This is a genomic window from Streptomyces monashensis (assembly GCF_001866665.1).
Classification (GTDB): Bacteria; Actinomycetota; Actinomycetes; order Streptomycetales; family Streptomycetaceae; genus Streptomyces; species Streptomyces monashensis.
Genome location: NZ_MLYO01000023.1, coordinates 94,399 through 120,328, shown reverse-complemented (window position 1 = coordinate 120,328; position 25,930 = coordinate 94,399). Strand labels below are relative to the sequence as shown.

General features: G+C 71.8%; 19 protein-coding genes. 9 read left to right on the top strand and 10 right to left on the bottom strand.

Annotated features, from left to right (window positions below; genetic code table 11):
- Positions 1 to 13: 13 nt before the first annotated feature.
- Entirely contained in the window at positions 14 to 703 is a 690-nt protein-coding gene (locus BIV23_RS13610) for a DUF4097 family beta strand repeat-containing protein (protein ID WP_071381046.1), read from the bottom strand.
- A 334-nt stretch (positions 704 to 1,037) separates the two neighbouring features.
- Between BIV23_RS13610 and BIV23_RS13605 the strand changes: the two genes are divergently transcribed.
- Positions 1,038 to 1,481, top strand: coding sequence for a nuclear transport factor 2 family protein (locus tag BIV23_RS13605; RefSeq protein WP_071381072.1), 444 nt, complete (start codon positions 1,038 to 1,040; stop codon positions 1,479 to 1,481).
- A gap of 6 nt (positions 1,482 to 1,487) precedes the next feature.
- Here BIV23_RS13605 and BIV23_RS13600 read toward each other — a convergent pair whose 3' ends face one another.
- Both BIV23_RS13600 and BIV23_RS13595 read right to left on the bottom strand, forming a co-directional pair.
- On the bottom strand, positions 1,488 to 1,853 hold the full coding sequence (locus BIV23_RS13600) for a hypothetical protein (RefSeq protein WP_071381071.1): 366 nt from the start codon (positions 1,851 to 1,853) through the stop codon (positions 1,488 to 1,490).
- A gap of 491 nt (positions 1,854 to 2,344) precedes the next feature.
- Positions 2,345 to 3,691, bottom strand: a complete 1,347-nt coding sequence (locus BIV23_RS13595; protein ID WP_071381070.1) for a lysine N(6)-hydroxylase/L-ornithine N(5)-oxygenase family protein — start codon at positions 3,689 to 3,691, stop codon at positions 2,345 to 2,347.
- Positions 3,692 to 4,010: 319 nt separating this feature from the next.
- On the opposite strand from BIV23_RS13595, the gene BIV23_RS13590 reads away from it, so the two are divergent.
- Entirely contained in the window at positions 4,011 to 4,655 is a 645-nt protein-coding gene (locus BIV23_RS13590) for an FMN-binding negative transcriptional regulator (RefSeq protein ID WP_071381069.1), read from the top strand.
- A 27-nt stretch (positions 4,656 to 4,682) separates the two neighbouring features.
- Here the strand turns inward: BIV23_RS13590 and BIV23_RS13585 are convergent, their stop codons facing one another.
- Positions 4,683 to 5,432: an LmbU family transcriptional regulator gene (locus BIV23_RS13585; protein ID WP_245790516.1), complete on the bottom strand. Its 750-nt coding sequence runs from the start codon at positions 5,430 to 5,432 to the stop codon at positions 4,683 to 4,685.
- Between the two features lie 383 nt (positions 5,433 to 5,815).
- Between BIV23_RS13585 and BIV23_RS13580 the strand changes: the two genes are divergently transcribed.
- On the top strand, positions 5,816 to 6,787 hold the full coding sequence (locus tag BIV23_RS13580) for a ParB N-terminal domain-containing protein (protein WP_071381068.1): 972 nt from the start codon (positions 5,816 to 5,818) through the stop codon (positions 6,785 to 6,787).
- 52 nt (positions 6,788 to 6,839) lie between these two features.
- Here the strand turns inward: BIV23_RS13580 and BIV23_RS13575 are convergent, their stop codons facing one another.
- The 6 genes from BIV23_RS13575 to BIV23_RS13550 form a co-directional block, all read right to left on the bottom strand.
- Positions 6,840 to 8,060: an acetylornithine transaminase gene (locus BIV23_RS13575; RefSeq protein ID WP_071381067.1), complete on the bottom strand. Its 1,221-nt coding sequence runs from the start codon at positions 8,058 to 8,060 to the stop codon at positions 6,840 to 6,842.
- Positions 8,057 to 9,055: an acetylglutamate kinase gene (gene argB, locus BIV23_RS13570; protein ID WP_079173130.1), complete on the bottom strand. Its 999-nt coding sequence runs from the start codon at positions 9,053 to 9,055 to the stop codon at positions 8,057 to 8,059. Before argB ends, BIV23_RS13575 begins: the two co-directional genes overlap by 4 nt.
- Positions 9,052 to 10,203, bottom strand: coding sequence for a bifunctional glutamate N-acetyltransferase/amino-acid acetyltransferase ArgJ (gene argJ / locus BIV23_RS13565; RefSeq protein WP_071381066.1), 1,152 nt, complete (start codon positions 10,201 to 10,203; stop codon positions 9,052 to 9,054). Before argJ ends, argB begins: the two co-directional genes overlap by 4 nt.
- 28 nt (positions 10,204 to 10,231) lie before the next feature.
- Entirely contained in the window at positions 10,232 to 11,260 is a 1,029-nt protein-coding gene (argC, locus tag BIV23_RS13560; RefSeq protein WP_071381065.1) for an N-acetyl-gamma-glutamyl-phosphate reductase, read from the bottom strand.
- Between the two features lie 149 nt (positions 11,261 to 11,409).
- Positions 11,410 to 12,591: a serine hydrolase domain-containing protein gene (locus BIV23_RS13555; protein ID WP_071381064.1), complete on the bottom strand. Its 1,182-nt coding sequence runs from the start codon at positions 12,589 to 12,591 to the stop codon at positions 11,410 to 11,412.
- A gap of 75 nt (positions 12,592 to 12,666) precedes the next feature.
- Positions 12,667 to 13,416, bottom strand: a complete 750-nt coding sequence (locus BIV23_RS13550; RefSeq protein WP_071381063.1) for a thioesterase II family protein — start codon at positions 13,414 to 13,416, stop codon at positions 12,667 to 12,669.
- Between the two features lie 473 nt (positions 13,417 to 13,889).
- Between BIV23_RS13550 and BIV23_RS13545 the strand changes: the two genes are divergently transcribed.
- The 6 genes from BIV23_RS13545 (at position 13,890) to BIV23_RS13520 (ending at position 25,922) form a co-directional block, all read left to right on the top strand.
- Positions 13,890 to 14,105, top strand: coding sequence for an MbtH family protein (locus BIV23_RS13545; RefSeq protein ID WP_071381062.1), 216 nt, complete (start codon positions 13,890 to 13,892; stop codon positions 14,103 to 14,105).
- A gap of 152 nt (positions 14,106 to 14,257) precedes the next feature.
- Positions 14,258 to 14,941 (top strand): LmbU family transcriptional regulator, encoded by a 684-nt coding sequence (locus BIV23_RS13540; protein ID WP_245790515.1) that lies wholly within the window; start codon positions 14,258 to 14,260, stop codon positions 14,939 to 14,941.
- Positions 14,942 to 15,093: 152 nt separating this feature from the next.
- Positions 15,094 to 16,650: an amino acid adenylation domain-containing protein gene (locus BIV23_RS13535; RefSeq protein ID WP_071381061.1), complete on the top strand. Its 1,557-nt coding sequence runs from the start codon at positions 15,094 to 15,096 to the stop codon at positions 16,648 to 16,650.
- 30 nt (positions 16,651 to 16,680) lie between these two features.
- Positions 16,681 to 16,914 carry an acyl carrier protein gene (locus tag BIV23_RS13530; RefSeq protein ID WP_079173129.1) on the top strand — a complete coding sequence of 78 codons (234 nt, stop codon included), beginning with the start codon at positions 16,681 to 16,683 and terminating at the stop codon, positions 16,912 to 16,914.
- Between the two features lie 13 nt (positions 16,915 to 16,927).
- Positions 16,928 to 18,115, top strand: a complete 1,188-nt coding sequence (locus tag BIV23_RS13525) for an NAD(P)/FAD-dependent oxidoreductase (protein ID WP_071381060.1) — start codon at positions 16,928 to 16,930, stop codon at positions 18,113 to 18,115.
- A 40-nt stretch (positions 18,116 to 18,155) separates the two neighbouring features.
- Positions 18,156 to 25,922, top strand: coding sequence for a non-ribosomal peptide synthetase (locus tag BIV23_RS13520; protein WP_071381059.1), 7,767 nt, complete (start codon positions 18,156 to 18,158; stop codon positions 25,920 to 25,922).
- Positions 25,923 to 25,930 lie beyond the last annotated feature (8 nt).

The window sequence follows — 25,930 nt, the reverse complement described above, 5'->3', positions numbered from 1 at the left end:
GGGGTGCTCCTTGTCAGAGGCTGCGGGCGGTGATGTCGCCGTAGGAGGTGGTGGCGCGGATGGTCAGGGCGGGGGTGGCGTCGGGGTTCCTGAGGGAGTTGTGGACGCGGCCGTGGCTGGTGCCGGCGTCGAGGGCGGCGGAGACTCCCTGGGCGGCGCCGACGGTGATGTCGCCTTTCGCGGTGCGCAGGTCGAGGGTGCCGGTGACGGCTTCGGTGATGTGGATGTCGCCGCGTTGGGTGTTGATCTCGGCGGGGCCGTTCAGGCGGCCGATGGAGACGTCGCCGTCGTGGACGGTGAGGTGGGTGGTTGCGGCTTCGTCGAGCTTGACCGAGCGGTAGGCGCCGTCGAAGGTGATGTTGCCGAGGCGTCCGACGCCGCGCAGTTCGGCGCCGGCGGTCGTGGCCTGGACGTGGGAGTCGGTGGGCAGTTGGACGGTGACCTCGACGGCTCCGGAGGGGCCGAGGAGCCGGTTCTTGGGTGCGGTGGTCTCGATGCGGAGGGTGCCGTCGGTGTGGGTGACGGTGATCTGTTCGGCTGCCTTGACGTCGCGGCTCTTGGCGGGGTCGGCGGGCAGGACCTCGACGGTGGTGTCGGTGCGGTCGGCGGCGATGAGGCGGACGAGTCCGCCGGGGATGTCCAGGACGGCCGTGAGGGGGGCCGGGCTGTCGAACTTCTGCGTCAAAGCCTGGTTCTTCTGCATCGTGGGCTCCTTGGCTCCGTTGTTTCCGATGCCAGAAACGCTACGTTGCATTCATCGATCCGGCAATGGAGTTGTTGCGCACTATCTAGATATCTGCAGGTCAAAGCATGGAAATCGTTGCAACGGTCCTGGGTGTAACGCAACGAATCCTCGGCAGGCCTGTTGCAATGGACTGAGAGTGAACGCTCTGCGGCGGCCTCGCGGCATCCACCGTCGACGGGGGCACTTGAGGAGTATTTGAAAGATGCTCGATCCGCGCCTCGAACACTGTCCATGCGGAGGACCGACGACGCCGAGGACGCCAAGGACACGGACGGAAGCGGAGGTTGCGAGCATGGCCGCTGAACGCGTGCTCCAGAGCCAGGAGTTCGCCGCCCTGTACGCGGAGGTGCAGCGGTTCTACGCGCACCAGATGCGGATCCTGGACGCGCACGACGCCGAGCGCTGGGCGGGCACCTTCACCGAGGACGCCGTCTTCGAACTTCCCTCCCTGTCCGGCCCGTTGCGTGCCCGCGCCGGGCTCGCGCGCTATGTGCGTGCCGGCGAGGCACGGCAGCGGCGGGTCGGCAACCGCCTCCATCACTGGATCGGCATGCTCGACGTACGACCCCAGGCGGACGGGTCGCTGCACACGCGCTGCTCGGCCCTCGTGTACGTCACGCCGCGCGGGGGCAGTTCCAGGGTCCTGTATGTGTGCGTCATGGAGGACGTCCTGGTCCGCATCCGTGGCAGGTGGCGCACCGCGCACCGCCGGGTGACCCGCGACGACCTGGCCTGAGCGCGTTCATGTGCGGCCGGCGGCGGTTCTGCCCGCGGTTGCCGGAAGACCGGTGAACGCGGCGAAGACGTCGTCGAGTTCATGTGTGTGCACGGTGAGCGCCTCGGCCGTGATCGCTGCCGTGTCGAGGACCGCGAGGACAGCCCGCAGTGACTCGATGCCGGCGTCACCGGCGATCTGGAGGGTGAGGGTGGCGGGGTCGCTCCGCACGTCGGCGAAGCCCAGGTCTGACAGCGAACCGAACGCGAGGTCGGCACGTTCGAGCGCGACCGCGTCGGCGAACCGCAGACGGATGAGACAGTCGGGGTGGCGGGGCTCAGGTACGGCGGGGCGGTGGCCGGCCGAGGCAGGAACCCAGGGTGTGTGTGTCACGGGGACTGGCCCAGCCTTGGCTCGGGTGTCGTCGTTCGGGCGCCGATGCCGCTGCTCGTTCATGGCAGGACCTCCGTCTCGCCCGGGTCCGGCACGACGACCCGGGCCGCGCCCACGCCGTTGCGCGGGACGAGGTTGCTGACCGGGCAATGGGCGCTCATAGGCACGACTCCTTCTGTGGAAGACCGCGGCCACGGGCCGGTCCCCGAATGACCGGGCATGCGCTTGAGTACGGTACAAAAACACTCGGCTGTGCCCCGGACCCCGTGCGGACGAATGCTTTCCGGCCCGAGCTGTGCTTGCCCGTCAATCATCGCGCGCGGCCGCGGGTCGACGAAAGCCGAATCCCGTCAACTTGGGCGACGGATATCAAGGGAAACGCCGGGCGGCGAATCACGCTCCGCCCGAAAGGGAATCAGGGGCGGCTGAATGAGAGAGTGGGTCCCGGCGCTGCGGCCACAGCGCCGGGACCCACCCCACGGTGTGCCGCCTCAGGCGGCCGAGGAGGAGACCTCCACCGGACGGCCCAGCTCCCGCTCGGTGTGCCGCAGCACGATCGAGTCGGCGATCTCGCCGCTGCGCACCGCGATGTTCGACAGCAGGGACGACGACAGACCGTGGCTGTGCTCGGTGCCGCCCTGGAGGTAGACGCCGCAGGTCAGTCCCGACGTGCTGACCAGGCGGTAGTCGCGTTCCACGCGGTGCCTGCCCGACGCGTCGCGCTCGAAGTGCCGGTCGAAGTCGCCGAGCAGGCGGGCCGGGTCCAGACCGTCGTAACCGGTGGCGAACACCAGCGCGTCGACGGCCAGTTCCTCCGTCCGCTCGTCGAGCAGCGAGCGCAGCACCACACGCGTCCCGCTCCCGGCGCGTTCGACCTCGGCGACCCGGGTGAGGTTGCGGAAGTGCAGCCGCTGGGCGCCGCGCACCTGCTCGTCGTACGAGCGCTGGTACAGGTCCCGGATGACGTCGGCGTCGACCACCGAGTAGTTGGTGTTGCGGTGATAGCGCCAGAACGCGTCCCGTCCCTGCTCGGTGCCGAAGTAGTACTGGTCGACCGCGCCGGGGTCGAAGACCTGGTTGGCGAAGGGGGTGTCGTCGGCGACGGAGTAGCCGTAGGACGGGATGACCGCGCAGACCTGGGCGTGCGGCAGGGCGTCGTGGAGGAAGCGGGTGATCTCGGCCGCGCTCTGGCCGGCGCCGACCACCGCCACGCTCCTGAGGTCCGCCGGGTCCTGTACGTTGAACCTGGTCAGGAACTCCGAGCTGTGCCACACGCGTTCGTCGGACGTCACGCCCTCCGGCAGCCGCGGCACCAGGCCCGTCGAGACGGCCACGTTGCGCGCGGTGACCACGCTGGTGGTGCCGTCGCCGTCGCGCACCTCGATCTCGAGGAGGTCGGGCGCAGGGGACCCGGCCGCGGTACCGGGCCGGATCGAGGTGACCTCGGCGCCGTAGGTGACCCGGTCGCCCAGGCCGGCGGCCGCCCACTCCAGGTACTGGTGGAACTCCTGCCGGGTCGGGAAGAAGTCCTGGTTGTTCACGAACTGCACCAGCCGGTTGGAGGCGTGCAGATACGAGACGAAGCTGAACCGGGACATCGGATTCCTGAAGGTCGCCAGGTCCTTGAGGAACGAGATCTGCATGGTCGTCGACGGCAGCAGCATGTTGCGGTGCCACCCGAACGTGGGTTGCCGCTCGAAGAACCGGGACCTGACCGGATGCTGCGGAGCGCTCGCCCCGTGTTCCTCCAAGGCGATCGCGAGCGACAGGTTGGACGGGCCGAACCCGATTCCGACCACGTCGTAGATCTCTTGGCTGCGCCTACCCGTTATGCCCATAGAAAATTCTCCCACTTGCGTCTGGAAAACTCGGCCGGTGGCTCGAGAGACCGTTCTGCAGTGTGCGCTGGAGAACGACTCGAGGGCAACTGGAACCGGGCGCGAAGGGCGCTCGATAGGACGTCAACGCAGCTTGAAATCTGCAGCCGTTGTCCCGTCGGCGGGACAACGGTAGGGTCGGCGCGCATTCTCGACAACGTGGCGTGGCGCGGCCGATGGTGTATGCGTCCGGCGTAATGCGATCAGTCATGCCCTGGGCCGGATTCATGCCCTGTGTCAGCGCCATGCCCTGAGCCCATTGCCGAAAGGGTGGATCCGGATGTTCGTGCCCCGCTTTTACCGCGCACCGGACAGTTCGTGGATAGTGGACCTGATCCGTGGCAATCCACTGGCGCTCGCGGTGGCGAACGGCAGTGCCGAGGACGGTCCGTTCGCCACGCATCTGCCGGTCATCTTCGACCCCGAGACGTCCGCCGACTGGTCCGGCGAGCTGCCGGGGGCCACGCTGCTCGGGCACATGAACCGGGCGAATCCGCACTGGGCGGCGCTGGAGACGGGCAGCGTCCTGCTCCTGACGTTCACGGGTCCGCATACGTATGTGTCGCCCACCGTGTACGAGGTGACCCCGGCCGCCCCGACCTGGAACTTCACGGCGGTGCATGTCCGGGGCGTGGTGGAGAGGATCGACTCGCTGGAGCAGACGCTGGGCGTGGTGCAGTCCACCGTGCGCGCCTTCGAGGGGGCGTTCGGCAACGGCTGGGACATGACCGAGTCGCTCGGCTACTTCCGCAGGATCGCGCCCGACGTGGGGGCCTTCCGGGTCACCGTCACCGGGGCCGAGGGCATGTTCAAGCTCAGCCAGGAACAGCCGGGCGAGGTGCGCGACCGGGTACAGGAGTCGTTCGGGCGGAGCGCGTGTACGTACAAGCGCGAGACCGCCGGGCTGATGAGCCGGCTGCCGTGACGTCCCGGAGGCCCCGGCGCCGGGGGCTCAGGCGCTGATGGCCACCGGCCGGGTCCGCTCGGCGCGGCCCTTGATGCCCTTGAGCCCGGAGATCTCCGTGTTCTCCGCCTGCGTGCCGAGGTCCTCCAGGGCGCTCGCGGCCGCGCTGTCCAGCGTGGTCATCACCCACTGCTCGAAGTCGACGCCGAGCTGCTCCGCGGCCTTGTGCCACCACTGAAGCCGGCTGTCGGGGACCTCCAGCGGGCGGCTCGGCTCGGTGGGAGTGCGTGGCCGTTCCTCCGGCCGGCGTTCGGCGCGGATGGCGCCGCGCAACTGCTTGGTGGTCCACTGCCGCTGCTCGGCGCGGTCGAGCCAGAGGTCCTGTTCCTCGGCAGGCATCGAGGCCAGCTCGGCGTGGTGCTGGAAGCTCAGGGTGGGCCGGCGCCGGGCGAGGTCGAAGCGCCGGGAGACCCACGCGTAGTTGCGCAGGGTCTGGTACGAGAGCCCGGCGGCGCGGATCCCGCGCTGGTACCGGTCGGTGTAGTGGTCCTTGCCGTACACGAGCCAGTCGCCCAGCCACCAGGAGGACGAGTCGAGGACGTCGGAGAGCTGGCGTCCGGCCCGTTCCCACTCGTCGTAGGCCATCTCGGCCGGCATCTGCAGACCCACCTTGGTCGTCAGCACCTTGCCCCGGCGCGGCGCGGCGCCCGCGGTGCGCGGTTGCCGTGGCGGGGGCTGCGGGAGAGCGGTCGCCGGGCCGTCGCACGACTCCGGGGCCTGATCGGTCTGACGTGCCATCATGCCTCCTCGAGAAGGTGCATATAACCGGTAAGAAGTCTGTCCGGCCGGTCTGGAGCGGCGCCGTAGTGGTGCTCGAACTCCTGTGGGGCTGATGTGTGCGTAGCATGGCACCGATCGTCCGGTGACATCGTCGGTGAACTCCGCACGACCGGGGGCGTGACCGTGCGGGCGGCGACCCGCAGGGGGGTGCTCGTCCCGTCGACGGGACGCCGCCCGACCGCCCGGAACGCCGAGCGCCGAGCCCCCTTTTCCTCCGCTTTTCCCGGCCGGACGGCATGTTCGATCTCGGCCGGAATTCATCGCTGAACCCGCCTCGCCCGGCTACGGAGGGGAGCCGTACGTGTACCTGCACCTCATGACCATCACCGCGGGGGTCCCTGATGGGTCTTGACCGGGCGACGCTGCCCGTGGAATCGCTGCGGGACTCCGACTCCCCGCGGATCAACGGCGTCGACGGTGAGCGCGTCCGGATGCTCGCCAGGCTCGACTCGCCGCTGCCGCCGATCCTCGTGCACCGCGAGACGATGCGGGTCATCGACGGGATGCACCGGATCGGGGCGGCCCGGCTGCGCGGCGACGACACCATCGAGGTGGAGTTCTTCGAGGGCGGGGAGGTCGAGGCCTTCGCCCTGGGGGTGTGGCTCAACATCACCCACGGGCTGCCCCTGTCGCTGGCCGACCGGACGGCCGCGGCACAGCGGATCCTGCGGGCCCGCCCGAACTGGTCGGACCGGCGGATCGCCGCCACCGCCGGGCTCGCGGCCAGCACCGTCGCCGGCGTCCGGCGTCGTTCGACCGGCCAGAACGAACAGTTGAACGCGCGGGTGGGCCGGGACGGACGGGTCCGGCCGCTGCGGGCGACCGAGGGGCGGCTGCGGGCGAGCCAGGTGATCGCCGCCAACCCCGGGGCATCGCTGCGGGAGATAGCCGAGCAGGCGGGCATCGCCACGGCGACCGCCAAGGACGTACGGGACCGCATGCGCCAGGGGCAGGACCCCCTCGCGTCCAGGAGGCAGGCGGCGACGGCGTGTCCGGCCCCGCCCGAGGCCGCCCCGCGGCCGGCCGGCGAGGCCCTCCCGCAGCCGGCCCCCGGCCGGACGGCGCTGCACGTCTCCGCGGCCACCATCGGGCTGCTGCTGCCGAACATGCGCAAGGACCCGTCGCTGCGCACGGATGCCGGCCGGATGCTGTTGCGGATGCTGAGCGTCCACTCGATCGGCGACGAGTCGAAGTGGATCAGGCTGGCACGGAGCGTGCCCGGACACCGCGCGGAGTTCCTCGCGCAGGCCGCACGCCGCTGCGCCGACCACTGGCTGCGCTTCGCCAACGAACTCGAGACCCGGCGGACGTGACCTGGCCGGCGAGTGCCGCGCGGCCGGGGGTCAGGTCTGCGCCGGGCTGCCCTCAGGCCGCCGTCAGGTGTTCGCCGAGGGCCTCGGACAGGGCCGCCGGGAAGCGGTCGAGGAAGGTGTCCACCGCACGGTCCGACACGTTCAGCGGCGGGGCGAGCCGGATGACGTCCGGCAGCACGGCGTTCACCAGGAGACCCCGGTCCTGGGCGGCGCGCTGCACCTGTGCCGCGAGTGCTCCGTCGAGGACGACGCCCAACAGCAGCCCGGCGCCGCGGACTTCGCGCACCAGCGGGTGGCCCAGCCGCTCCAGGCCGCGCCGCAGCCGCTCCCCGGCCCGGGTCACGTGGCCGAGCACGCCCGTGCGTTCGATGGTGTCCAGGACGGCGAGGGCGGCCGCGCACACCACGGGGTTCCCGCTGAAGGTGGAGCCGTGCGCGCCGGGCGTGAGCAGATCCGCGGCCGCGCCGAAGGCGAGCGTCGCGCCGATGGGCAGTCCGCCGCCCAGACCCTTGGCGAGGGTGACGACATCCGCCTCGACGTCCTCGGCCTGCGCGGCGAACCAGTGGCCCGTACGCCCGATGCCGGTCTGGATCTCGTCCAGGACGAGGAGGGTGCCGGTCGCCGCCGTGATCTCGCGGGCGGCCCGCAGATAGCCGGGCGGCGGCACGACCACGCCGTTCTCCCCCTGTAGGGGTTCCAGCATCACCAGGGCGGTGTGCGGGGTGACGGCGGTGTGCAGGGCCGCGGCGTCCCCGTACGGCACATGGCTGACCTCGCCCGGCAGCGGCTCGAAGGGGCGCTGCTTGGCGCGCTGGCCGGTGAGGGCCAGGGCCCCCATGGTGCGGCCGTGGAAGCCTCCGGTGGCCGACACCATGTGGGTACGGCCGGTGAGTCTGCCGATCTTGAAGGCCGCCTCGTTGGCCTCGGCCCCGGAGTTGGAGAAGTAGACCCGGCCCGCGCGCCCGGCGAGCCGCAGCAGGTGCTCGGCGAGGCGCACGGTCGGTTCGGCGATGAACAGGTTGGAGACATGTCCGAGTGCGGCGGCCTGCTCGGAGACGGCCCGTACGACCGCGGGATGTGCATGGCCGAGCGCGTTGACCGCGATGCCGCCGACGAAGTCGAGGTACTCGTTGCCCTCCGCGTCCCAGACCCGGGTGCCCCGGCCGCGGACCAGGGGCAACCGGGGGGTGCCGAAGTTGTCCATCATGACGCCCTGCCAGCGGCGGGTCAGCGTCGCGTTGCCCGCCCCGGTGCCGTCCGTGCCGTCGCTCATGCCGTCGCCCCCTCGAAGCGGACCTCGTCGTCCGGCACGACCACCGTGCCGGCGCCTACGTCGGTGAAGATCTGCAGCAGGATGGAGTGCTTGACCCGGCCGTCGACGACGCGGGCGCTGCCCACCCCGTTGCGCACGGCGTGCAGGCAGCCCTCCATCTTGGGGATCATGCCGGAGGCCAACCCCGGCAGCAGTGCGGCCAGTTCGCCGGCGGTCAGGCGGGGGATCACCTCGTCGCTGTGCGGCCAGTTCGCGTACAGACCCTCGACGTCGGTCAGGATCAGCAGCATCTCGGCGCCGAGCGCGGCGGCCAGGGCCGCGGCCGCGGTGTCGGCGTTGACATTGAACACCCCGCCCTGCGCGGCGTCCTTGTCGTCCTCGGGCCGGGCGATGGAGGAGATCACGGGGATGCGTCCGTCGTCGATGAGGGCCTGCACGACCCCGGTGTCGACGTGGGCGACCTCGCCGACGCGGCCGATGTCCACGGGCCTGCCGTCCTTGTGCGCGTAGTGCTTGACGGCGGTCATCAGGCGCGCGTCCTCACCCGTCAGGCCCACCGCGAGCGGGCCGTGCGCGTTGAGCAGCCCGACGAGCTCGCGCTGCACCTGCCCGGCGAGGACCATGCGGACGACGTCCATGGTCTCGTCGGTGGTGACCCGCAGGCCGCCCTCGAACCGTGACTCCAGGCCCAGGCGTTCGAGTTGTGCGCTGATCTGCGGGCCGCCGCCGTGCACCACGACGGGGTGCAGACCCGCGTGCCGCAGATAGAGGATGTCCATGGCGAAGGCCGCCTTCAGGTCGTCGTCGACCATGGCGTTGCCGCCGAACTTGATGACGACGGTCTTGCCCCGGTGGCGCGCCATCCAGGGCAGTGCCTCGACCAGGGCGCGGGCCTTGGGCAGGGCGTGGGCCGTGCGTTCGTCCGAGCGGTCGGGATCGCGGCGGTCGGGGCCGGCGGGCCGGGCGGCCGGCCGGGGAGGCGGAGAAGCGCTCATGAGGCGTACTCGCTGTTCTCGTGGACGTAGTCGGCGGTGAGGTCGTTGGTCCAGATGACGGCGCAGTCCGTGCCCGCGGCGAGGTCCACGGTGATGCGGACCTCACGGCCGGTCATGTCCACCAGGGCGCGGTCCTCGCCCACCGATCCGCCCTTGCAGACCCATACGCCGTTGATGGCGACGCCGAGCCGGTCGGGTTCGAAGGCGGCGGAGGTGGTGCCGATGGCGGACAGGACGCGGCCCCAGTTGGGGTCCTCGCCGTGGACGGCGCACTTGAGGAGGTTGTTGCGGGCGACGGAACGGCCCACCTCGACGGCGTCGTGCTCGCTCGCGGCGCCCACGACCTCGACGCGGATCTCCTTGCTCGCGCCCTCGGCGTCCCCGATGAGCTGCCGGGCCAGATCCGCGCAGACCGTGCGGACGGCCTCGGCGAACTCGGCGTAGTCCGGGGTGAGTCGGGACGCACCGGAGGAGAGCAGCAGCACGGTGTCGTTGGTGGACATGCAGCCGTCGGAGTCGACCCGGTCGAAGGTGACCCGGGTGGCGTCCCGCAGTGCCCGGTCCAGGGCCGCGCTGTCCAGGGCGGCGTCCGTGGTGAGCACGACGAGCATGGTGGCGAGGCCGGGGGCGAGCATCCCGGCGCCCTTGGCCATGCCGCCGACGGTCCAGGCGCCCCGGGTGACGGCGGCCGTCTTGGGCACCGTGTCGGTGGTCATGACGGCCGCCGCCGCGTCCTGGCCGCCGGCGGCGGACAACCGGGTGACGGCGCTCGCGACGCCGTTCAGGACCCGGTCCATGGGCAGCGGTACGCCGATGAGCCCGGTGGAGCAGACCGCCACGTCCGCCGTCGCCAGACCCAGCAGTTCGGCGGTCCGTTCGGCGGTGGCGCAGGTGTCCGTGAAGCCCTGCGGCCCGGTACAGGCGTTGGCGCCACCGGAGTTGAGCACCACGGCGCGGATCCCACCGTCCGCGAGGACCTGCCGGGACCACCGGACGGGGGCCGCCTGCACACGGTTGGCGGTGAAGACGCCCGCCGCGGCGCGGCCCGGCCCGTTGTTGACGACGAGAGCCAGGTCCCGGTCGCCGTTCTGCTTGATTCCCGCGGCGATGCCCGCCGCCGTGAAGCCTCGTGCTGCGGTGACGCTCACTGCATCTCCTTGTGCGCCCGTGGGTCGTTCACGGTGCGACTCCGATCGTGGAAAGCCCCAGCTCCTCGGGGAGGCCGAGCGCGGCGTTCATGCTCTGCACGGCCCCGCCCGCGGTGCCCTTGGTGAGGTTGTCGATGGCGCTGATCGCGATGATCCGGCCGGCCGCCGGGTCGAGGGCCACCTGGATGTGCGCGCAGTTCGCTCCGCGCACGGCCGCGGTGCCGGGCCACTGCCCCTCGGGCAGCAGCCGTACGAACGGTTCGTCGGCCAGCGCCTTCTCGTACGCGGCCCGTACGTCGGCCGCGCCGACCCCGGGCCGTGCCGCGGCGGAGCAGGTGGCGAGGATGCCGCGCGGCATGGGGGCCAGGGTCGGGGTGAAGGAGACGGTGACCGGGCGGCCCGCCACGGCGCTCAGGTGCTGCCTCATCTCGGGAGTGTGCCGGTGGCCGCCTCCCACGCCGTACGCCCGCACGGAGCCCATGACCTCGCTGCCGAGCAGGTCCGCCCTGGGCGCCTTGCCGGCGCCGGACGTGCCGGACGCCGCGACGACCACCGCATCGGGTTCGGCCAGCCCCGCCGCGTACGCGGGAAAGAGGGCCAGCAGGACCGCGGTCGGGTAGCAGCCCGGCACCGCGGCGCGCCGGGTGCCCGCCAACGCGGCGCGGGCGCCGGGCAGTTCGGGCAGGCCGTAGGGCCAGGTGCCCGCGTGCGGCGAGCCGTAGAACGTCTCCCAGTCGGCCGCGTCCGCGAGCCGGAAGTCCGCGCCGCAGTCGATGACGAGCGTCGTGTCTCCCAACTGCTGTGCGACGGCGGCGGACCGGCCGTGCGGCAGGGCGAGGAAGACGACGTCATGGCCCTGGAGGACGTCGGCGGTGGTGGGCCGCACCTCCCGTTCTGCCAGCGGGGTCAGGTGCGGCTGCAGTGTGCCAAGACGCTCTCCCGCGCTGGAACTTCCGGTCAGGGCGCCGATCTCCACTTCGGGGTGGGCCAGGAGCAGGCGGAGAAGCTCGCCACCCGCGTATCCACTCGCTCCCGCCACGGCTGCTCGCACGGTCATAGACCCTCCCGTTGACAGACATGCCGTTCTAGCGCGGTTCGGGGCCTGTCATCAATCGTATATGCCATGCTCATGTCAATCATGTGCGTGACGCGTTCACGGTGCCGGCCGGGCCCGCAGCAAAGGGCGCGGGCCCGGCGTCCTCCGCCTCAGCCCGAGGCGGCAGGCGTGTCGCAGAACTCGGCGTCCAGGACGGGCAGCAGGGTCTCCGCTCCCCAGTCGCCGTTGTAGTTGAAGGTGAGTTGGTGGCTGCCGTCCTCGGTGAAGGCGGCCATCGAGAGCCACCCCGTCGTGCCTCCGTCGCGGAACCAGACGGTGGTGCCGCAGCTCAGCGTGAGCCGCTCGATGTCGAGTCCGTAGGACGCGCCCGGGAAATCCGGGTTGTCGACGGTCGTCGTCAGTTCCTTCAGCTGCCGCGCCGGCAGCAGCTTCCCGCGCATCAGGGCCCCGTAGAACCGGGTCAGGTCGTCCGCGCTGGAGATGATGTCGCCGTTGCCCCAGCTCTGTGACCCGTTCAGCTCGGTGACGTCGTCGATCCGGTCCGGCTGCGACAGGAAGAGCTTGGAGTAGCCGCGACCGCTCGGCCGGGGCAGGCGGATGCCGGTCCCGGGGTTGGAGGTCGCCTTGAGTCCCAGGGGTTCGATGATGCGCTCGCGCACCTCGTCCTCGTACGGCCGGCCGCCGACCTTCTGCACGATCAGCGCCGCCAGGACGTCGTTGGTGTTGGAGAACGAGAACCGGGTACCGGGCGCGAACAGCGGCGCGTGGGCGAGAGCCACCCGCACCCGCCGCTCGGGCGTCAGAGTGTCGTACCGGTGCTGGAGAAAGCCGTCACCCAACGAGTATGTCTCGTAGAAGTCCTGGTCGGCGAGGTAGTCGAACAGGCCGCTGGTGTGGTTGAGGAGCTGCCGTACGGTGATCTTGCGGCCGTCGTTGCCGTTGCCCGTCACCAGGCCGGGCAGGTAGTGCTCCACCGGGTCGTCGAGACCGAGCCTGTTCTCCGCCTCCATCTGCAGCAGGACGGTCGCCACGAACGTGTTGGTGAGGCCGCCGATGCGGAACCTGTCGTTCGTGCCGCGCGGCGCCCCGGTCCGCCGGTCGCCCACGCCCGAGGCCGACTTCCAGACGCCGTCGGCGTCCCGTGCCTCGACGGTGACCCCCGGGACGCCGGCCCCGACGGCCGCGTCGATCGCCCGTTGCGTCGCCTGATGGGCGGCCGCCGTGGGAGCCGCGTCCCGCGCCGCCGCGGCGGGACCCGTGAAGGCGGTGGCCGTGATCGCGACTGCCGCCAGACCGACCACGCCGGCCCTCGGTCTCCTCGGTCTCGTCATTCCTCGCTCCTGACTGTCGTCTGTCCTGCATGGTGATGTCGTGTGTGCGCGGTCCGGCGACGGTGGGCCGTCGGCTCACCGCACCGGCACAGCGGTCGGTTCCGCGGCGAGCGCCGTGGTCACGTCCCGCTCGATCCGCCGCAGCAGCGGTCCGGGATCGTCCTGGAAGTAGAAGTGACCGCCGTCGAAGACCCGCAGACCCAGGAAGCGCTCGGTGTGCTCCGCCCAGCCGGTCATCTGCCGCGGCGAGGCGGAGCCGTCCGCGCCGCCCGCGAAGGCGGACAGCGCCACGGGCAGGGCGGTGGCGCCGGGAGCGGGGCACCAGTTCTCCACCAGGCGCAGGTCGGCCCGGATGACCGGTTCGAACAGGGCCCACAGCTCGGGGTCGTCGAAGACCTCGTCGGGCGTGCCGCCGAGCAGCCTCAGCCGCGTCCGCAGCTCGGCGTCGGACAACTCGTGGTACCGCGTCGGCGGCCCCGCGAGCTGCGGTGCGGATCGCGCCGACAGACCGACCCACACCGGCGGCGGAAGCCCCAGGTCGACGGCCCGCCGGGTGATCTCGTAGGCCACGAGGGCGCCCATGCTGTGCCCGAAGAGGGCGTAGGGGCAGGCCCGTTCGGGCTCCATGTCACGCAACAGGCGGTCCGCGAGGCGGCCGGCGTCCGTGATCTGCGGGAGATCGAGGAGGAGGCCGTGGCCCGGGGCGTCGAGCAGCCGCACGTCCCAGGTGTCCGGCAGCTCGGCCGGCCAGTGGCGGTAGGGCAGATGTGAGCCCCCTGCGTGGTGCAGGACGAACAGACGCAGGTCGGGTCGGATGCCGTCCATCGCTCTCCCTCGGGATCGGGTCGCACACAGCCGGACCAGGGGACGGGGCGCGGCCGGCGGGGCCGGGGCGGACCTCGTGCGGTGTGTGTCCGCTCGGGAGCCCCGGCTCCCCGCAGGCCGACCGCGCCCGCACTCCCTCGCGTCGGCGACAGGACGCAACTGACGTACGCAGGCCTCGACCGGCCTGTCCACGGCCCACGGAGCGGCATCGTGGCACAGGAACCCGGCGGGGTACAGCGGATCCCGGTGGGGTGCGGGTCCGGGCGGACGCCCGGGACGCCGGTGGGCGCGCCGCCCTTGTAGCGCCGACGGCCGAGTCCCTACGGTGACGGCAACGCTGGAGTCGCCGCCGACGCCGGGTGTCCTGTCGACCGGACAACGCCCGTCGTCGCATCCGCGCCCGGTGCCCTCTCGCACCCGGCCCGGCGACTTCCCATCCCGAGTCACTCCGTGACGGTTAAGGACGGTGCCAGTTGAGCACGAACCCCTTCGACGACGAGGACGGCCGCTTCTACGTCGTGGTCAACGACGAGGAGCAGCACTCCCTGTGGCCGGTGTTCGCCGAGGTCCCCGACGGCTGGCGGGTGGTCTTCGGCGAGGCGGCCAGGTCCGAGTGCCTGCAGTACGTCGAGCAGAACTGGACCGACCTGCGGCCCAGGAGCCTGCGGGAGGCCATGGCGGCGGAGTGAACGCCGCGGGAACCGACGTCGGATCGACCCGACGGACCCGGTAGGCACGGTAGGTCGCCGTCCGTCCGCACCGCTGTGGGTGCTCCGGCAGGAGGTCGGTCAATACCCGTGAAGTCAATCTGAGTTGGGAGATGAGGGTGGTGACGGGGGCTGTGAGAACCGCGAGCACGTACAAGGCGAGGCCGGTGGTCGACCGCGGTGAGCCGGCGCCGCGCGATGTGGTCCTGTCCTTCGTGGGGACACAGGCCAAGGTGCAGAAGTCGGGGATGGTCTTCCCGCAGAACCTGCCGGAGCGCTCCTGGGAGCAGATCGGCACCAATCTGCGCGAGCTGGTGAACTCCTCGGCCTGGTGGCTCGCCGACTGGCTGATCTACGGGGAGGCCGCCTACGGCTGGCGGCGGTACAAGGAGGCGATCGAGCGCACCGGACTCGACTACCAGACCCTGCGCAACTACGCGTGGGTGGCCCGGCGGTTCGAGCACCACCGCAGGCGGGACAACCTCAGCTTCGCCCACCACGCCGAGGTGACCCGGCTGTCCCCACCGGAGCAGGACTACTGGCTGCGCAAGGCCGAGCAGCAGAAGTGGTCGCGCAACGAACTGCGCAGGGCGGTCCGCGCCAGCCTGGCCGTGCAGAGCGACACGGACGAGATCGCCCCGGGCGGTGGCGACGAGAAGCGCCGGCAGGAGGTCACCACGCTCACCATCGAGCTGTCCACCGGGCAACTGGAGTACTACGCGAAGGCGGCCGCCGCACACGGTCTGCCCGTCGACAAGTGGGTGACCCGCATGCTCGACACCGCCGATCCGCACATCGCCGACAAGCGCACCGCCTAGACACACATCGCCCGTACACACACATCGCCTGGGCACACATCGCGCGGACACACATCGCTCACAGGCACATCGCCCGCAGGTGCCGGCACGCCCGTTCCCGTGATGTGCCGGCGGCTCGTCCGACCGGACACCTCTCGCATCGGAGTCAGTTGATGATCCTTCAGGGAAAGCGGGTCGCCCTGCCCCCGGCACCCGTCGTCCACCGGCAGTTCGAGGCGCATGCGCGCGCCACCCCCGACGCCGTCGCCGTGCGCTGTGCCGGTGAGCGGGTGACGTACGCGGAACTGGACGCGAGGGCCAACCGGTTCGCGCACTTCCTCGCCGCGCGCGGGCACGGCCGGGGCGCCAGGGTCGGCATCTGTCTCGACTACTCGATCGACCTGCTCGTCGCCGTCCTCGGCACGCTGAAGGCGGGCGCGGCCTACGTACCGTTCGACCCGGCCTATCCGTCGGCGCGGCTCCGGCTGCTGCTCGGCCAGGTCCCCGGCCTCGCCCTGATCGTGGCCTCCCCGGCGACGGCCGCCATGGTCGAGTCGGCGGCCGCCGAGGTCGTCGATCTGCAGCGGCTCTCCGGTCACCTGGCCGGACTCCCGGCGACCTCAGCCGACATCCCGGTCACCGGGGACGACCTGTGCTACGCCGTCTTCACGTCCGGCTCCACCGGTACGCCGAAGCTGACCGCGGTGCGGCACGAGGGCTGGTTCAACCTGATGAACTGGCTGAAGCTCGAGTACGGCCTGCACAGCGGGTCGCACAACCTGGTCGTCAGCGCGTTCGGGTTCGACCTCTCCCAACGTGCCCTGATGACACCGCTGTTCTGCGGCGCCACCCAGCACCTGGTGCCGAGCCGGAACTTCGACGCCATGCTGGCCTACCGCGTCCTGACCGAGCACGAGATACGCGTCGTGCACTGCGCGTCGAGCACCCTGTACGTGCTGGTGGACTGGGAGACCGCCCGCGGCGGCGACGCGCTCACCCGGCTCGACCACGTGCTCTTCGGCGGGGAGGCGCTGAAGGTCGAACGGCTCGCGGACTGGGCGCGGCGCGAGGGCAACACCTGCACCCTCCTGCACCAGTACGGCGTCGCCGAGTGCACGGACGTCGCGACGTCGTACGACCTCGCCGCGTACTGGCGCGGCGAACACGACATCGCACCGGTCGGCAGGCCGGCCCACAACACCGACATCCACCTCCTCGACGAGCGGCTGCGCGGTGTCGGGGCGGGGGAGCAGGGCGAGATCTGCATCTCCGGGGCCGGTGTCGGCGCGGGCTACCTGGGCGGCACGGGCCCCGAGAACGCGAGGTTCACGACGATCGAGGTCGACGGCGCGCCGCGCAGGCTGTACCGCACGGGCGACCGCGGCTACGTGACCGAGGCCGGCGAACTCGTCGTCGTCGGCAGGATGGACGCGCAGGTGAAGGTGCGGGGCATGCGCATCGACCCCACCGATGTCGAGCGCGCGCTCGGCAGGCTGGCCGGGGTCCGGGAAGCCGCCGTGGTGGTCACCTACACCGACTCCGGCGAGGCGGAGCTGACCGCGTTCGTCGTCCCGTCGGGGGCCGATCTCGCCGCGGACGACGTGCGCACCCGCCTCCTGGAGACGCTGCCGCGGAACATGGTCCCGGCCAGGTTCACGAACATTGCGCGGATTCCGCTGAGCCCGCACGGAAAAGTCGACCGCGCGGCGTTGGCCGAGGCCTGTGCCTAGTCGGCGGACGTGATGACAACAGGGAGGAACATGATGATTTCCGAGGCCGTGCACGCTGTCTGGTGCCGGGAACTCCGGCGCGCCGACCTTGCGGACGACGACGACTTCTTCGCCCTGGGCGGGGATTCCGTGGTCATGGTCAGGATCCAGGGCGCGTTCATCGAGGAGTTGGGCGTCGAGGTCCCGATGGACCAGCTGTTCCTCAACCCGACGGTGGCGTCGATCTCCGCGTACATCGAATCCCTGGGTGCGGTCACCCGATAGAAGGAGAGGCGCCATGTACGACGTGATTGTCATCGGTGCCCGTTGTGCGGGTTCGCCGACGGCCATGCTGTTCGCGCGGCAGGGATATCGCGTGCTGCTCCTGGAGAAGGCGCGGTTCCCGCAGGACACGCTGTCCTCGCACTACATCCATCAGCAGGGCGTCGCGCTGCTCCACCGGTGGGGACTGCTCGACAGGCTCCGCGAGGCGGGCTGCCGGCCGATCACCCGCCAGAGCTACGAGGCGCCCGGCGTCCGCATCGAGGGCTTCTCCCTGCCGATCGACGGCCTGCGGACCACCTACGCGCCGCGGCGGTACGTGCTCGACCCGATCCTCGCGGACGGTGCCGTCGCGGCCGGTGTGGAGTTCCGGGAGTCCTGCGCGGTCAACGACCTCGTGTTCGAGGGCGACCGGGTCGTCGGGGTGCGGTACACCACGCCCGGCGGCACCGAGGCGACGGACCGGGCACGCCTGGTCGTCGGCGCGGACGGCATGCGCTCGCTGGTGGCCCGCAAGGCCGGCGCGCGCAACGTCATCGAGCATCCCCGGATGACCTGCACCTACTACAGCTACTGGTCCGGGGTCCCGGCGCACTTCGAGCTGTACGAGCGGCCGGGGCGCTGGATCGGCGTCCTGCCCACCAACGACGACCTGACGCTGCTCATGACCTACTTCCCCCAGGCGGACTTCGGCGAGATCCGCACGGCGGTGGAGCCCGCCTACCTCGAGGCCTTCCGCACGACGGCACCCGAGCTGTGGGAGCGGATGCGGGCGGGCAGGCGCGAGGAGCAGCTGTACGGCACGGGGCACCAGGAGAACTACTTCCGCAAGGCCTACGGGCCCGGGTGGGTCCTGGTCGGGGACGCGGTGAACCACAAGGACTCCATCACCGCCCGCGGCATCACCGAGGCCTTCGTCCAGGCCCAGTCGCTCACCGACCGCATCGGGGAGCGGCTGCACGACGACGACGCGCTCCGGGCGGCGCTGCGGCGCTACGAGAACGACCTGGGCGGCGAGGCGCTCAACCACTACCAGGGCGCGCTCAACGTGGCCGAGCTCAAGCCCGAGGGGCGCACGGACATGCTGCGGAAACTGGTCGGCCACCAGGAGCACATCGACCGGTACTTCTCGACGCTGTCGGGGGCGTGCTCCATCGACGACTTCTACAACGACGAACTCTTGACCCTGCTCGACCAGAGCTGAGTGACGACCCGCTCCCTGGTTCCGCCGATTTGGAGACACAATGATCCCGTTGTCGTTCGCGCAGCGTCGGCTGTGGTTCGTGGACCGGTTCGAAGGCCCTTCGCCGACCTACAACGGCGCGTTCGCCCTGCGGCTGACCGGTGAGCTGGGCGTGGGCGCGCTGCAGGCCGCGTTCCGCGATGTCATCGACCGGCACGAGGTGCTGCGCACGGTGATCGTCGAGGACGACGACGGCGTCCCGCACCAGCAGGTGCTGCCGTCCGGGGACAAGCCGTTCGTGCTGCCGGTCGTCGAGGTCGCGCCGGAGCAGCGGGCGGCGGCGGTCGACGAGACGGCCAGGCAGACCTTCGACCTGGCCGCCGACGCGCCGATCCGCGCCAGGCTGCTGCGGTGCGGACCGCGCGAGCACACCCTGGTGCTGGTGGTGCACCACATCGCGCTGGACGGGGAGTCCCTCGGGCCGCTGCTCCGCGATCTCAGCACCGCGTACTCGGCGCGCAGGCAGGGCGGGGCCCCGGTGTGGGAGCCGCTCCCGGTGCAGTACGCGGACTACACGCTGTGGCAGCAGGACGTGCTCGGCGACGAGTCCGACCCGGACAGCCTGGCCGCCCGGCAACTGGCGTACTGGCGCGAGACCTTGGCCGATCTGACGCAGCCGCTGGCGCTGCCCACGGACCGCCCGCGCCCGAGGACCATGAGCTCCCGCGGCGACCTGGTCCGGTTCCCGATCGCCCCGGACCTGCTCGGGGCGGTGGAGAAGCTGGCCGCGGCACAGGACATCACCGTGTCGATGGTCATGCACTCGGCGCTCGCGGTGCTCCTGCACCACCTCGGGTGCGGCGACGACGTGACCATCGGCGCGCCCATCGCGGGCCGCACCGACGAGGAGCTGCGGGACCTCGTCGGGTTCTTCGTCAACACCTGGGTGCTGCGCGTCGACCTCTCCGGCAACCCGAGCTTCCTGCGGCTGCTGGAGCGGGTACGGGACCGGTCGCTCGGTGCCTACGACCACCAGGACATGCCGTTCGAGCGGCTGGTGGAGCTGCTGAACCCGGACCGCTCCACCGCCTACCACCCGTTCTTCCAGGTGATGCTCGCCTGGCAGGAGCCGCTGGGCGAGCTGGAGTTCGCCGGGCTCGACGTCGAGGCCGAGACGCTGGAGACCAGAACGGCCAAGTTCGACCTGTTCTTCAATATGATCCCGGACGGCTCGGGCGGCGCGGGAGTCCGCCTGGAGTACGCCACCGACCTGTTCGACAGGGACACCGTCGAGGGCCTCGCGCAGCGCTTCGTGCAGGTGCTGGGCCGGCTCGTGGCCGACCCGCGGCGCGGCGTCGGCGGCATCGACGTGCTCGACGAGGCCGAACGCGACCGGCTCCTCACGCGGTTCAACGACACCGCCACGGCGCTGCCCGACCTGACGGTCCCGGAGCTCTTCGAGAGCCAGGTGGCCAGGACCCCGGACGCCCCGGCGCTCGTGTGCGACGGCCGCACCCTGACCTATCGCGAGCTCGACGACCGGGCGAACGGCGTCGCGGGGGAGCTGGTCCGGCGCGGCGCCGGACCGGAGGACCTGGTGGTGCTGGCGCTGCCGCGCACGCAGGACCTGGTCGTCGGCCTGCTGGGGATCCTCAAGTCCGGCGCCGGATACCTGCCGTTGGACCCGCGGTATCTCGCCGGACGGGCACAGAGCGTGCTGTCCGAGGCACGCCCGCGCTTCGTGGTCACCGACACCGCGACATGGGGGGACCTGCCGCAACACGACATGGCGTGCGTCAACCTCGACCACCGCGCCGCGTGGGGTGCGCCCGAGGGGACGCCGGGCGACACCGGCCGCGCCGCGTCGCTCCGTCCGGACAACCTGGCCTACGTGATGTACACGTCCGGCTCCACGGGCCGGCCGAAGGGCGCGGCGATCACCCATCGGAGCGTCGTCAACGGAGTGCGCGAACTGGCGCGCGTCCTCGACACGCCGCCCGGATGGCGGATGCTGGCCGGCACCTCCGTGAACTTCGACGTCTCGGTCTTCGAGCTGCTGACCACCCTGTCCACCGGCGGCACGGCCGAGCTGGTGCCGAACGCGCTGGCGCTCGGCGAGCGGGAGCACTGGGACGGCCAGGTGATCAGCGGGGTCCCCTCGGTGCTCGGGGAACTGGCGGGCCACCTGGGCAAGGCGCCCGACGTGCGCACGGTCGTGCTCGCGGGCGACGTGCTCCCGGCCCGGCTGGTGCGGCAGCTGCGCGAGGCCCTGCCCGGCGCGCGGATCGTCAACTCCTATGGACAGAGCGAGAGTTTCTACGCCACCGCGTTCTCCCTCGCGGCGTCCGAGGAATGGGCGGACGGCGACGTCGCGCCCATCGGCACCCCGCTGGGAAACATGCGAGCCTACGTGCTGGGCCCGGGACTCGCCCCGGTGCCGCAGGGCGTGGTCGGTGAGCTGTACGTGGCCGGGACCTGCCTCGGCCGCGGCTACCACGACCGGCCGGGCCTGACCGCCGAGCGCTTCGTGGCGAACCCGTTCGGCCCCGCGGGCGAGCGGATGTACCGCACCGGCGACCTGGCCCGCTGGAACGCGCGGGGGCTGCTGGAGTGCGTCGGCCGCGGCGACGGCCAGGTGAAGGTGCGCGGCTTCCGCATCGAGACGGCCGAGGTCGAAGGGGCGATCACACAGCACCCCGGGATCAGCGAGGCCGTGGTGATCAGCCGGGAGGTGCCCTCGGGCGGGCGGCGGCTCGTCGCGTACGTGGTGCACACCGGCGAGGGGGCCGTCGGTGACGACGGCGCCGGCGGTATCGGCGACGTGGATGTGCAGTCCGGCGCCTCCGCCGCCGAGTTGCGCACGTTCGTCGCGGCGCGGCTGCCCGACTACATGGTGCCGTCGGCCTTCGTGGCCCTCGGCCGGCTGCCGCTCGGCCCGACCGGCAAGCTGGACCGCAAGGCGCTGCCCGAGCCGGAGTTCCTGGGCGGTGCCTACCGCGAGCCGCGCACCGAGGCAGAGCGGATCATCACCGCGGCGTACGCGGACGTGCTCGGTGTCGACCGGGTCGGTGTCGACGACGACTTCTTCGCGGTGGGCGGGGACAGCCTGCGCTCGATCCAGGTGGTGGCGCGCTCCCGGGCCCGGGGCCTGGAGCTCGGCACACGGGAGATCTTCGAGTGCCGCACGGCGGCCCGTCTCGCCGAGGTGGCCTCCGCCCGCAAGGACCGGGTGCCCGTGCTCGCCGAGCCGGCGGGCGGCGGCGTCGGTCCGATGCCGCTGCAGCCGGTGGCGCGGCATGTGTTCGAGCACGGCGGCGGCACGGACCGGTTCGCCATGTCCATGGTCCTGGAGTTGCCCACGGGCATCGACGCGAGCGGCCTCGCGGCGACGCTGGACGCCGTGTTCGACCGGCACGACCTCCTGCGCGCGCGGCTGGTGCGCGGTGACGAGCCCTCCCTCGTGGTGCGTGAGCGGGGCGCCGTGCGGGCGTCGGACCTGATCCACCGCGTCGACTGCGACGGCCGGTGGGACGAGCCGGCCGCGCTGCGGGCGGCCGGGGCCGAGCTCGACGCCTCGGTCGGCCGACTCGACCCGGAGGCCGGGACCATGGCGGACTTCGTCTGGTTCGCCGCCGAGTCGGGCGCGGGCCGGCTGCTCGTGGTGCTGCACCACCTGGTGGTGGACGGCGTCTCCTGGCGCATCCTCATGTCGGACCTCGCCGAGGCGTGGCAGCGGGTGCGCTCCGGACGGTCGCCCGAGCTGCCCGCGGTCGGCACCTCGGCCCGCCGGTGGGCGTCGGCGCTGTCGAGCGAGGCGCTCTCCCCGGAGCGGGAAGCGGAACTGACGTACTGGCGCGACCTGCTCGAGGCGCCGAACCCCCCGCTGGGCAGCAGGGCGTTCGACCCCGCGGTGGATGTGATGTCCACGCTCGACACCGTGCGGGTGGAGCTGTCCGCCGAGGTCACCGAGGCGGTGCTGACCAGGCTTCCCGCGGCGTTCAGGGGCACCGGGACCGATGTCCTGCTCGCCGCGCTCGCCCTGGCGGTCGACCGCTGGCGCGGTGCCGACTCCTCGACCCTGGTCCGGCTGGAGGGACACGGCCGAGAGGAGGACGTCGTCCCCGGGGCCGATCTCTCCCGGACCATCGGCTGGTTCACCAGCATGTACCCGGCCCGCATCGACGTGCGGGGGGTGGACCTGGCCGACGTGCTGGCCGGCGGCCCCGCGGCCGGCCAGGCGGTCAAGCTGGTCAAGGAGCAGCTGCGCGGGGTTCCGGACAAGGGCCTGGGATACGGGCTGCTGCGCTGGCTGAACCCGGAGACCGGCCCGCAGCTGGCCGAGTACCCGGTGCCGCAGATCGGGTTCAACTACCTCGGCCGGATCTCCGCCAGCGACGTCCCCGAGCAGCTGCGCGCGCACGGGTGGGGACCGGCGCCCTGGACCGCCGAGCTGATCCCGGCGCCCGACCCGGACCTGCCCGCGCTGTCCGCGCTGGAGGTCAACTCGGTCGCCCTGGACACCGCCGACGGCACCCGGTTGCAGGCCGCGTTCATGTTCCCCACCGGGCTGCTGTCCCGCGAGCGGGCCGCCGAACTGGCCGAGCTGTGGGTCGAGGTGCTGCACGGCATGGCCGTACACGCCGCGCACCCGCGAACCGGCGGGCTCACGCCCTCCGACGCCCCGCTGGTCCGGGTGCGCCAGGACGAGATCGAGGTCTGGGAGGAGGAGTACGGCAGGCTGGTCGAGGTGTGGCCGCAGGCCCCGGGCCAGTCCGGCATCCAGTTCCAGGCCGCGCTCGCCGACGGCGCCTTCGACGTCTACCACATGCAGTTCGTGCTGCACCTGTCCGGACACGTCGACCCGGCGCGCATGCGGGCCGCCGGGCAGGCGCTCCTGGAGCGGTATCCGAACCTGCGCTCCGCGTTCCTCACCGCGGCCGGCGGCGATCCGGTGCAGATCGTGGCCGAACACGTCGCCCTGCCCTGGCGGCACCTCGACCTGACCGGCCGCAGCGAAGCCGAACAGGACGCGGCACTCGACCGTGCCCTCGCCGACGACCGGGCCGACCAACTCGACCCCGTCCGCCCGCCGTTGCTCCGCCTGGCCCTGCTCACCTGCGGGCCGCGGCAGGCGAAACTCGTCATCACGGCGCACCACACCCTCTTCGACGGCTGGTCGTCGCCGCTGGTGATCAAGGACCTGGTCCGGCTCTACGCCGGGACCCGCGACCTCGCTCCGGTCCGCGGCTACGGCGACTACCTGGCCTGGCTGGCCACGCGGGACCGGGAGGTGTCGGCCGCCCGGTGGAAGGCCGAGTTCGCCGGTTTCGACCAGCCGACCCTCATGGCCGCGGAGCGCGCCTCCCAGGGGGAGGCGTCCTCCCTCGGGCGGGTCGAGGTACCGCTGTCGATCGACCAGGGGCGGGAACTCGCCCGGCGCGCCGCGGAACTCGGGGTCACCCTGAACACGCTCCTGCAGGGCGCGTGGGCGATCCTGCTCTCGAAGCTGACCGGCAGTCAGGACGTGGTGTTCGGCGCCGCCGTCAACGGCCGCCCGGCGGACCTGCCCGGCTCCGACGAGATGGTCGGCCTGTTCGTCAACACCCTGCCGACCAGGGTGTTCTGCCGGCCGGACCACAGCGTGGGCGACGTCATCACCGAGCTGCAGAACCGCCAGATCACCCTGCTCGACCACCACTACTACGGGCTGGCCGACATCCAGCGCGGCGTCGGGCTGCCCGCCCTGTTCGACACGATCGTCGTGTTCGAGAACTACCCGATCGACCGCGACGGCATCGTCGAGGCGAACGCCTCGGCCGGCTTCACGATCGACGCCATCCGGCCGTTCGCGGGCTCGCACTACCCGCTCACCCTCAACTCCTCCGACCCCTATCTGCGGCTCTCCCTCGACTACCAGCGGGACCTCTTCGACCGCGACGCGGCCGAGACCATCGCCGCCCGGCTCGTCCGGGTGCTGGAGCAGGTGCTCGACGACCCGGCGACGCCCGTCGGCGCCATGGAGGTGCTGTCGGTGCCGGAGCGGGACCGGCTGGTGCGGGGCGTCAACGACACGGCGCACCCGGTGCCCGCGGACACCCTGCCGGGCGCGTTCGAGGCCCAGGTGGAGCGTGACCCCGACCGTGTGGCAGTGATCGGCGAGCAGGAGACGCTGACCTACGGGGAGTTCAACCGGCGTGCCAACCGGCTGGCTCACTGGCTGGTCGAGCGGGGCGCGGGCCCCGAGCGGCTCGTCGCGGTGCGCATCCCGCGTTCCGTCGACCTCATGGTGGCGATCTACGCCGTGGTGAAGGCCGGCGCGGCCTATCTGCCCATCGACCCCGAGCTGCCCGCGGACCGGGTACGGCACGTGCTGGACAGCGCGACGCCGCTGCTGGTGCTCGACGAGACACTGCCGGACGTGTCCGGGTACCCGGCGGGGAACCCGGAGCGCGCCCTGTCGCCGGACAACGCCGCGTACGTCATCTACACCTCGGGCTCCACCGGGGGCCCCAAAGGCGTGCAGGTGGCGCACCGTTCGATCATGAACCGGCTGGCCTGGGGTCTGGCGCACTTCGACGTCGGTGACGAGGACCGGGTGCTGCTGAGCACGACGGCGAGCTTCGACGTGTCGGTGCCGGAGCTGTTCGCGCCGCTGCACGCCGGGGCCGCCGTGGTCGTCGCACGTCCGGACGGGCGCCGGGACCCGGCCTACCTCGCCGGCCTGATCCGGCGCGAGCGGGTGACCGGCGCCGACTTCGTGCCCTCCCTGCTGGAGGCGTTCGTCGCCGAGCCCACGGCCAAGGAATGCGACAGCCTGCGCTGGATCGAGGTCGCGGGCGAGGCGTTCCCCCCGGCGCTGGCCGACCGGGCCGTCGACGTGCTGCCGGCCTGCGGGGTGCACAATCTCTACGGGCCCACCGAGGCATCGGTGGAGGTCACGGTGTGGCAGCACGTGCCGGGCGCGGACCGGGTGCCGATCGGCGCACCGGTGTGGAACACCCAGGTGTACGTGCTGGACGCGGCGCTGCGTCCGGTCGCGCCCGGCGTCGCCGGCGAGCTGTACCTGGCCGGCACCGGGCTCGCCCGGGGCTACCTGGGGCAGCCGGGGCTGACCGCGAACCGGTTCGTCGCCTGCCCCTTCGGCGAGCCGGGAACCCGGATGTACCGCACCGGCGACGTCGTGCGGTGGAACCAGGACGACCAGGTCGAGTACCTCGGGCGGTCCGACTTCCAGGTCAAGGTCCGCGGGTTCCGCATCGAACTCGGGGAGATCGAGCAGGTGCTGACCACGCATCCGGACATCGACAGCGCGGTGGCCGTGGTGCGCGAGGACCGCGCCGACGACCAGCGTCTGGTCGCGTACGTGGTGCCGGCGGGCGGCACGGCGGACCCGGCCGCGCCGGACCTCACCGCCCTGACGGACCTGGTGCGCGAACACCTGCCGGAGTACATGGTTCCCTCGGCGATCGTGCCGCTCGCCGCGTTGCCCACGACACCGAGCGGGAAGCTCGACCGGGGCGCGCTGCCCGCACCCGACCGCACCGAGGCCGCGGCCGGACGAGGGCCGCGCAACCCCGAGGAGGAAGTCCTGTGCCGGCTGTTCGCCGAACTGCTCGGCGTGCCGGAGGTCGGCATCGACGTCGACTTCTTCGGCCACGGCGGGCATTCGCTGCTGGCCACCCGGCTTGTCGGCCGCATACGCAACGAGCTCAACGCCGACGTGAAAGTCACGACAGTGTTCCGCAATCCCACCGTCGCCCAGCTGGCGGCCCGGATCGGGAAGCCGGCCACGTCGAACCGCCCCCAGCTGCGCCCGATGAACGTGTAGGAGTGCGT

What these genes read in the sequence shown, in the direction of transcription:
- argB (WP_079173130.1), bottom strand. Translation starts at nt 9,055, where the DNA reads ATGAGCGCTTCTCCGCCTCCCCGGCCGGCCGCCCGGCCCGCCGGCCCC.
- BIV23_RS13550 (WP_071381063.1), bottom strand. Translation starts at nt 13,416, where the DNA reads ATGGACGGCATCCGACCCGACCTGCGTCTGTTCGTCCTGCACCACGCA.
- BIV23_RS13585 (WP_245790516.1), bottom strand. Translation starts at nt 5,432, where the DNA reads ATGGCACGTCAGACCGATCAGGCCCCGGAGTCGTGCGACGGCCCGGCG.
- BIV23_RS13525 (WP_071381060.1), top strand. Translation starts at nt 16,928, where the DNA reads ATGTACGACGTGATTGTCATCGGTGCCCGTTGTGCGGGTTCGCCGACG.
- BIV23_RS13555 (WP_071381064.1), bottom strand. Translation starts at nt 12,591, where the DNA reads ATGACGAGACCGAGGAGACCGAGGGCCGGCGTGGTCGGTCTGGCGGCA.
- BIV23_RS13575 (WP_071381067.1), bottom strand. Translation starts at nt 8,060, where the DNA reads ATGAGCGACGGCACGGACGGCACCGGGGCGGGCAACGCGACGCTGACC.
- BIV23_RS13520 (WP_071381059.1), top strand. Translation starts at nt 18,156, where the DNA reads ATGATCCCGTTGTCGTTCGCGCAGCGTCGGCTGTGGTTCGTGGACCGG.
- BIV23_RS13610 (WP_071381046.1), bottom strand. Translation starts at nt 703, where the DNA reads ATGCAGAAGAACCAGGCTTTGACGCAGAAGTTCGACAGCCCGGCCCCC.
- BIV23_RS13580 (WP_071381068.1), top strand. Translation starts at nt 5,816, where the DNA reads ATGGGTCTTGACCGGGCGACGCTGCCCGTGGAATCGCTGCGGGACTCC.
- BIV23_RS13530 (WP_079173129.1), top strand. Translation starts at nt 16,681, where the DNA reads ATGATGATTTCCGAGGCCGTGCACGCTGTCTGGTGCCGGGAACTCCGG.
- BIV23_RS13535 (WP_071381061.1), top strand. Translation starts at nt 15,094, where the DNA reads ATGATCCTTCAGGGAAAGCGGGTCGCCCTGCCCCCGGCACCCGTCGTC.
- BIV23_RS13590 (WP_071381069.1), top strand. Translation starts at nt 4,011, where the DNA reads ATGTTCGTGCCCCGCTTTTACCGCGCACCGGACAGTTCGTGGATAGTG.
- BIV23_RS13595 (WP_071381070.1), bottom strand. Translation starts at nt 3,691, where the DNA reads ATGGGCATAACGGGTAGGCGCAGCCAAGAGATCTACGACGTGGTCGGA.
- argC (WP_071381065.1), bottom strand. Translation starts at nt 11,260, where the DNA reads ATGACCGTGCGAGCAGCCGTGGCGGGAGCGAGTGGATACGCGGGTGGC.
- BIV23_RS13605 (WP_071381072.1), top strand. Translation starts at nt 1,038, where the DNA reads ATGGCCGCTGAACGCGTGCTCCAGAGCCAGGAGTTCGCCGCCCTGTAC.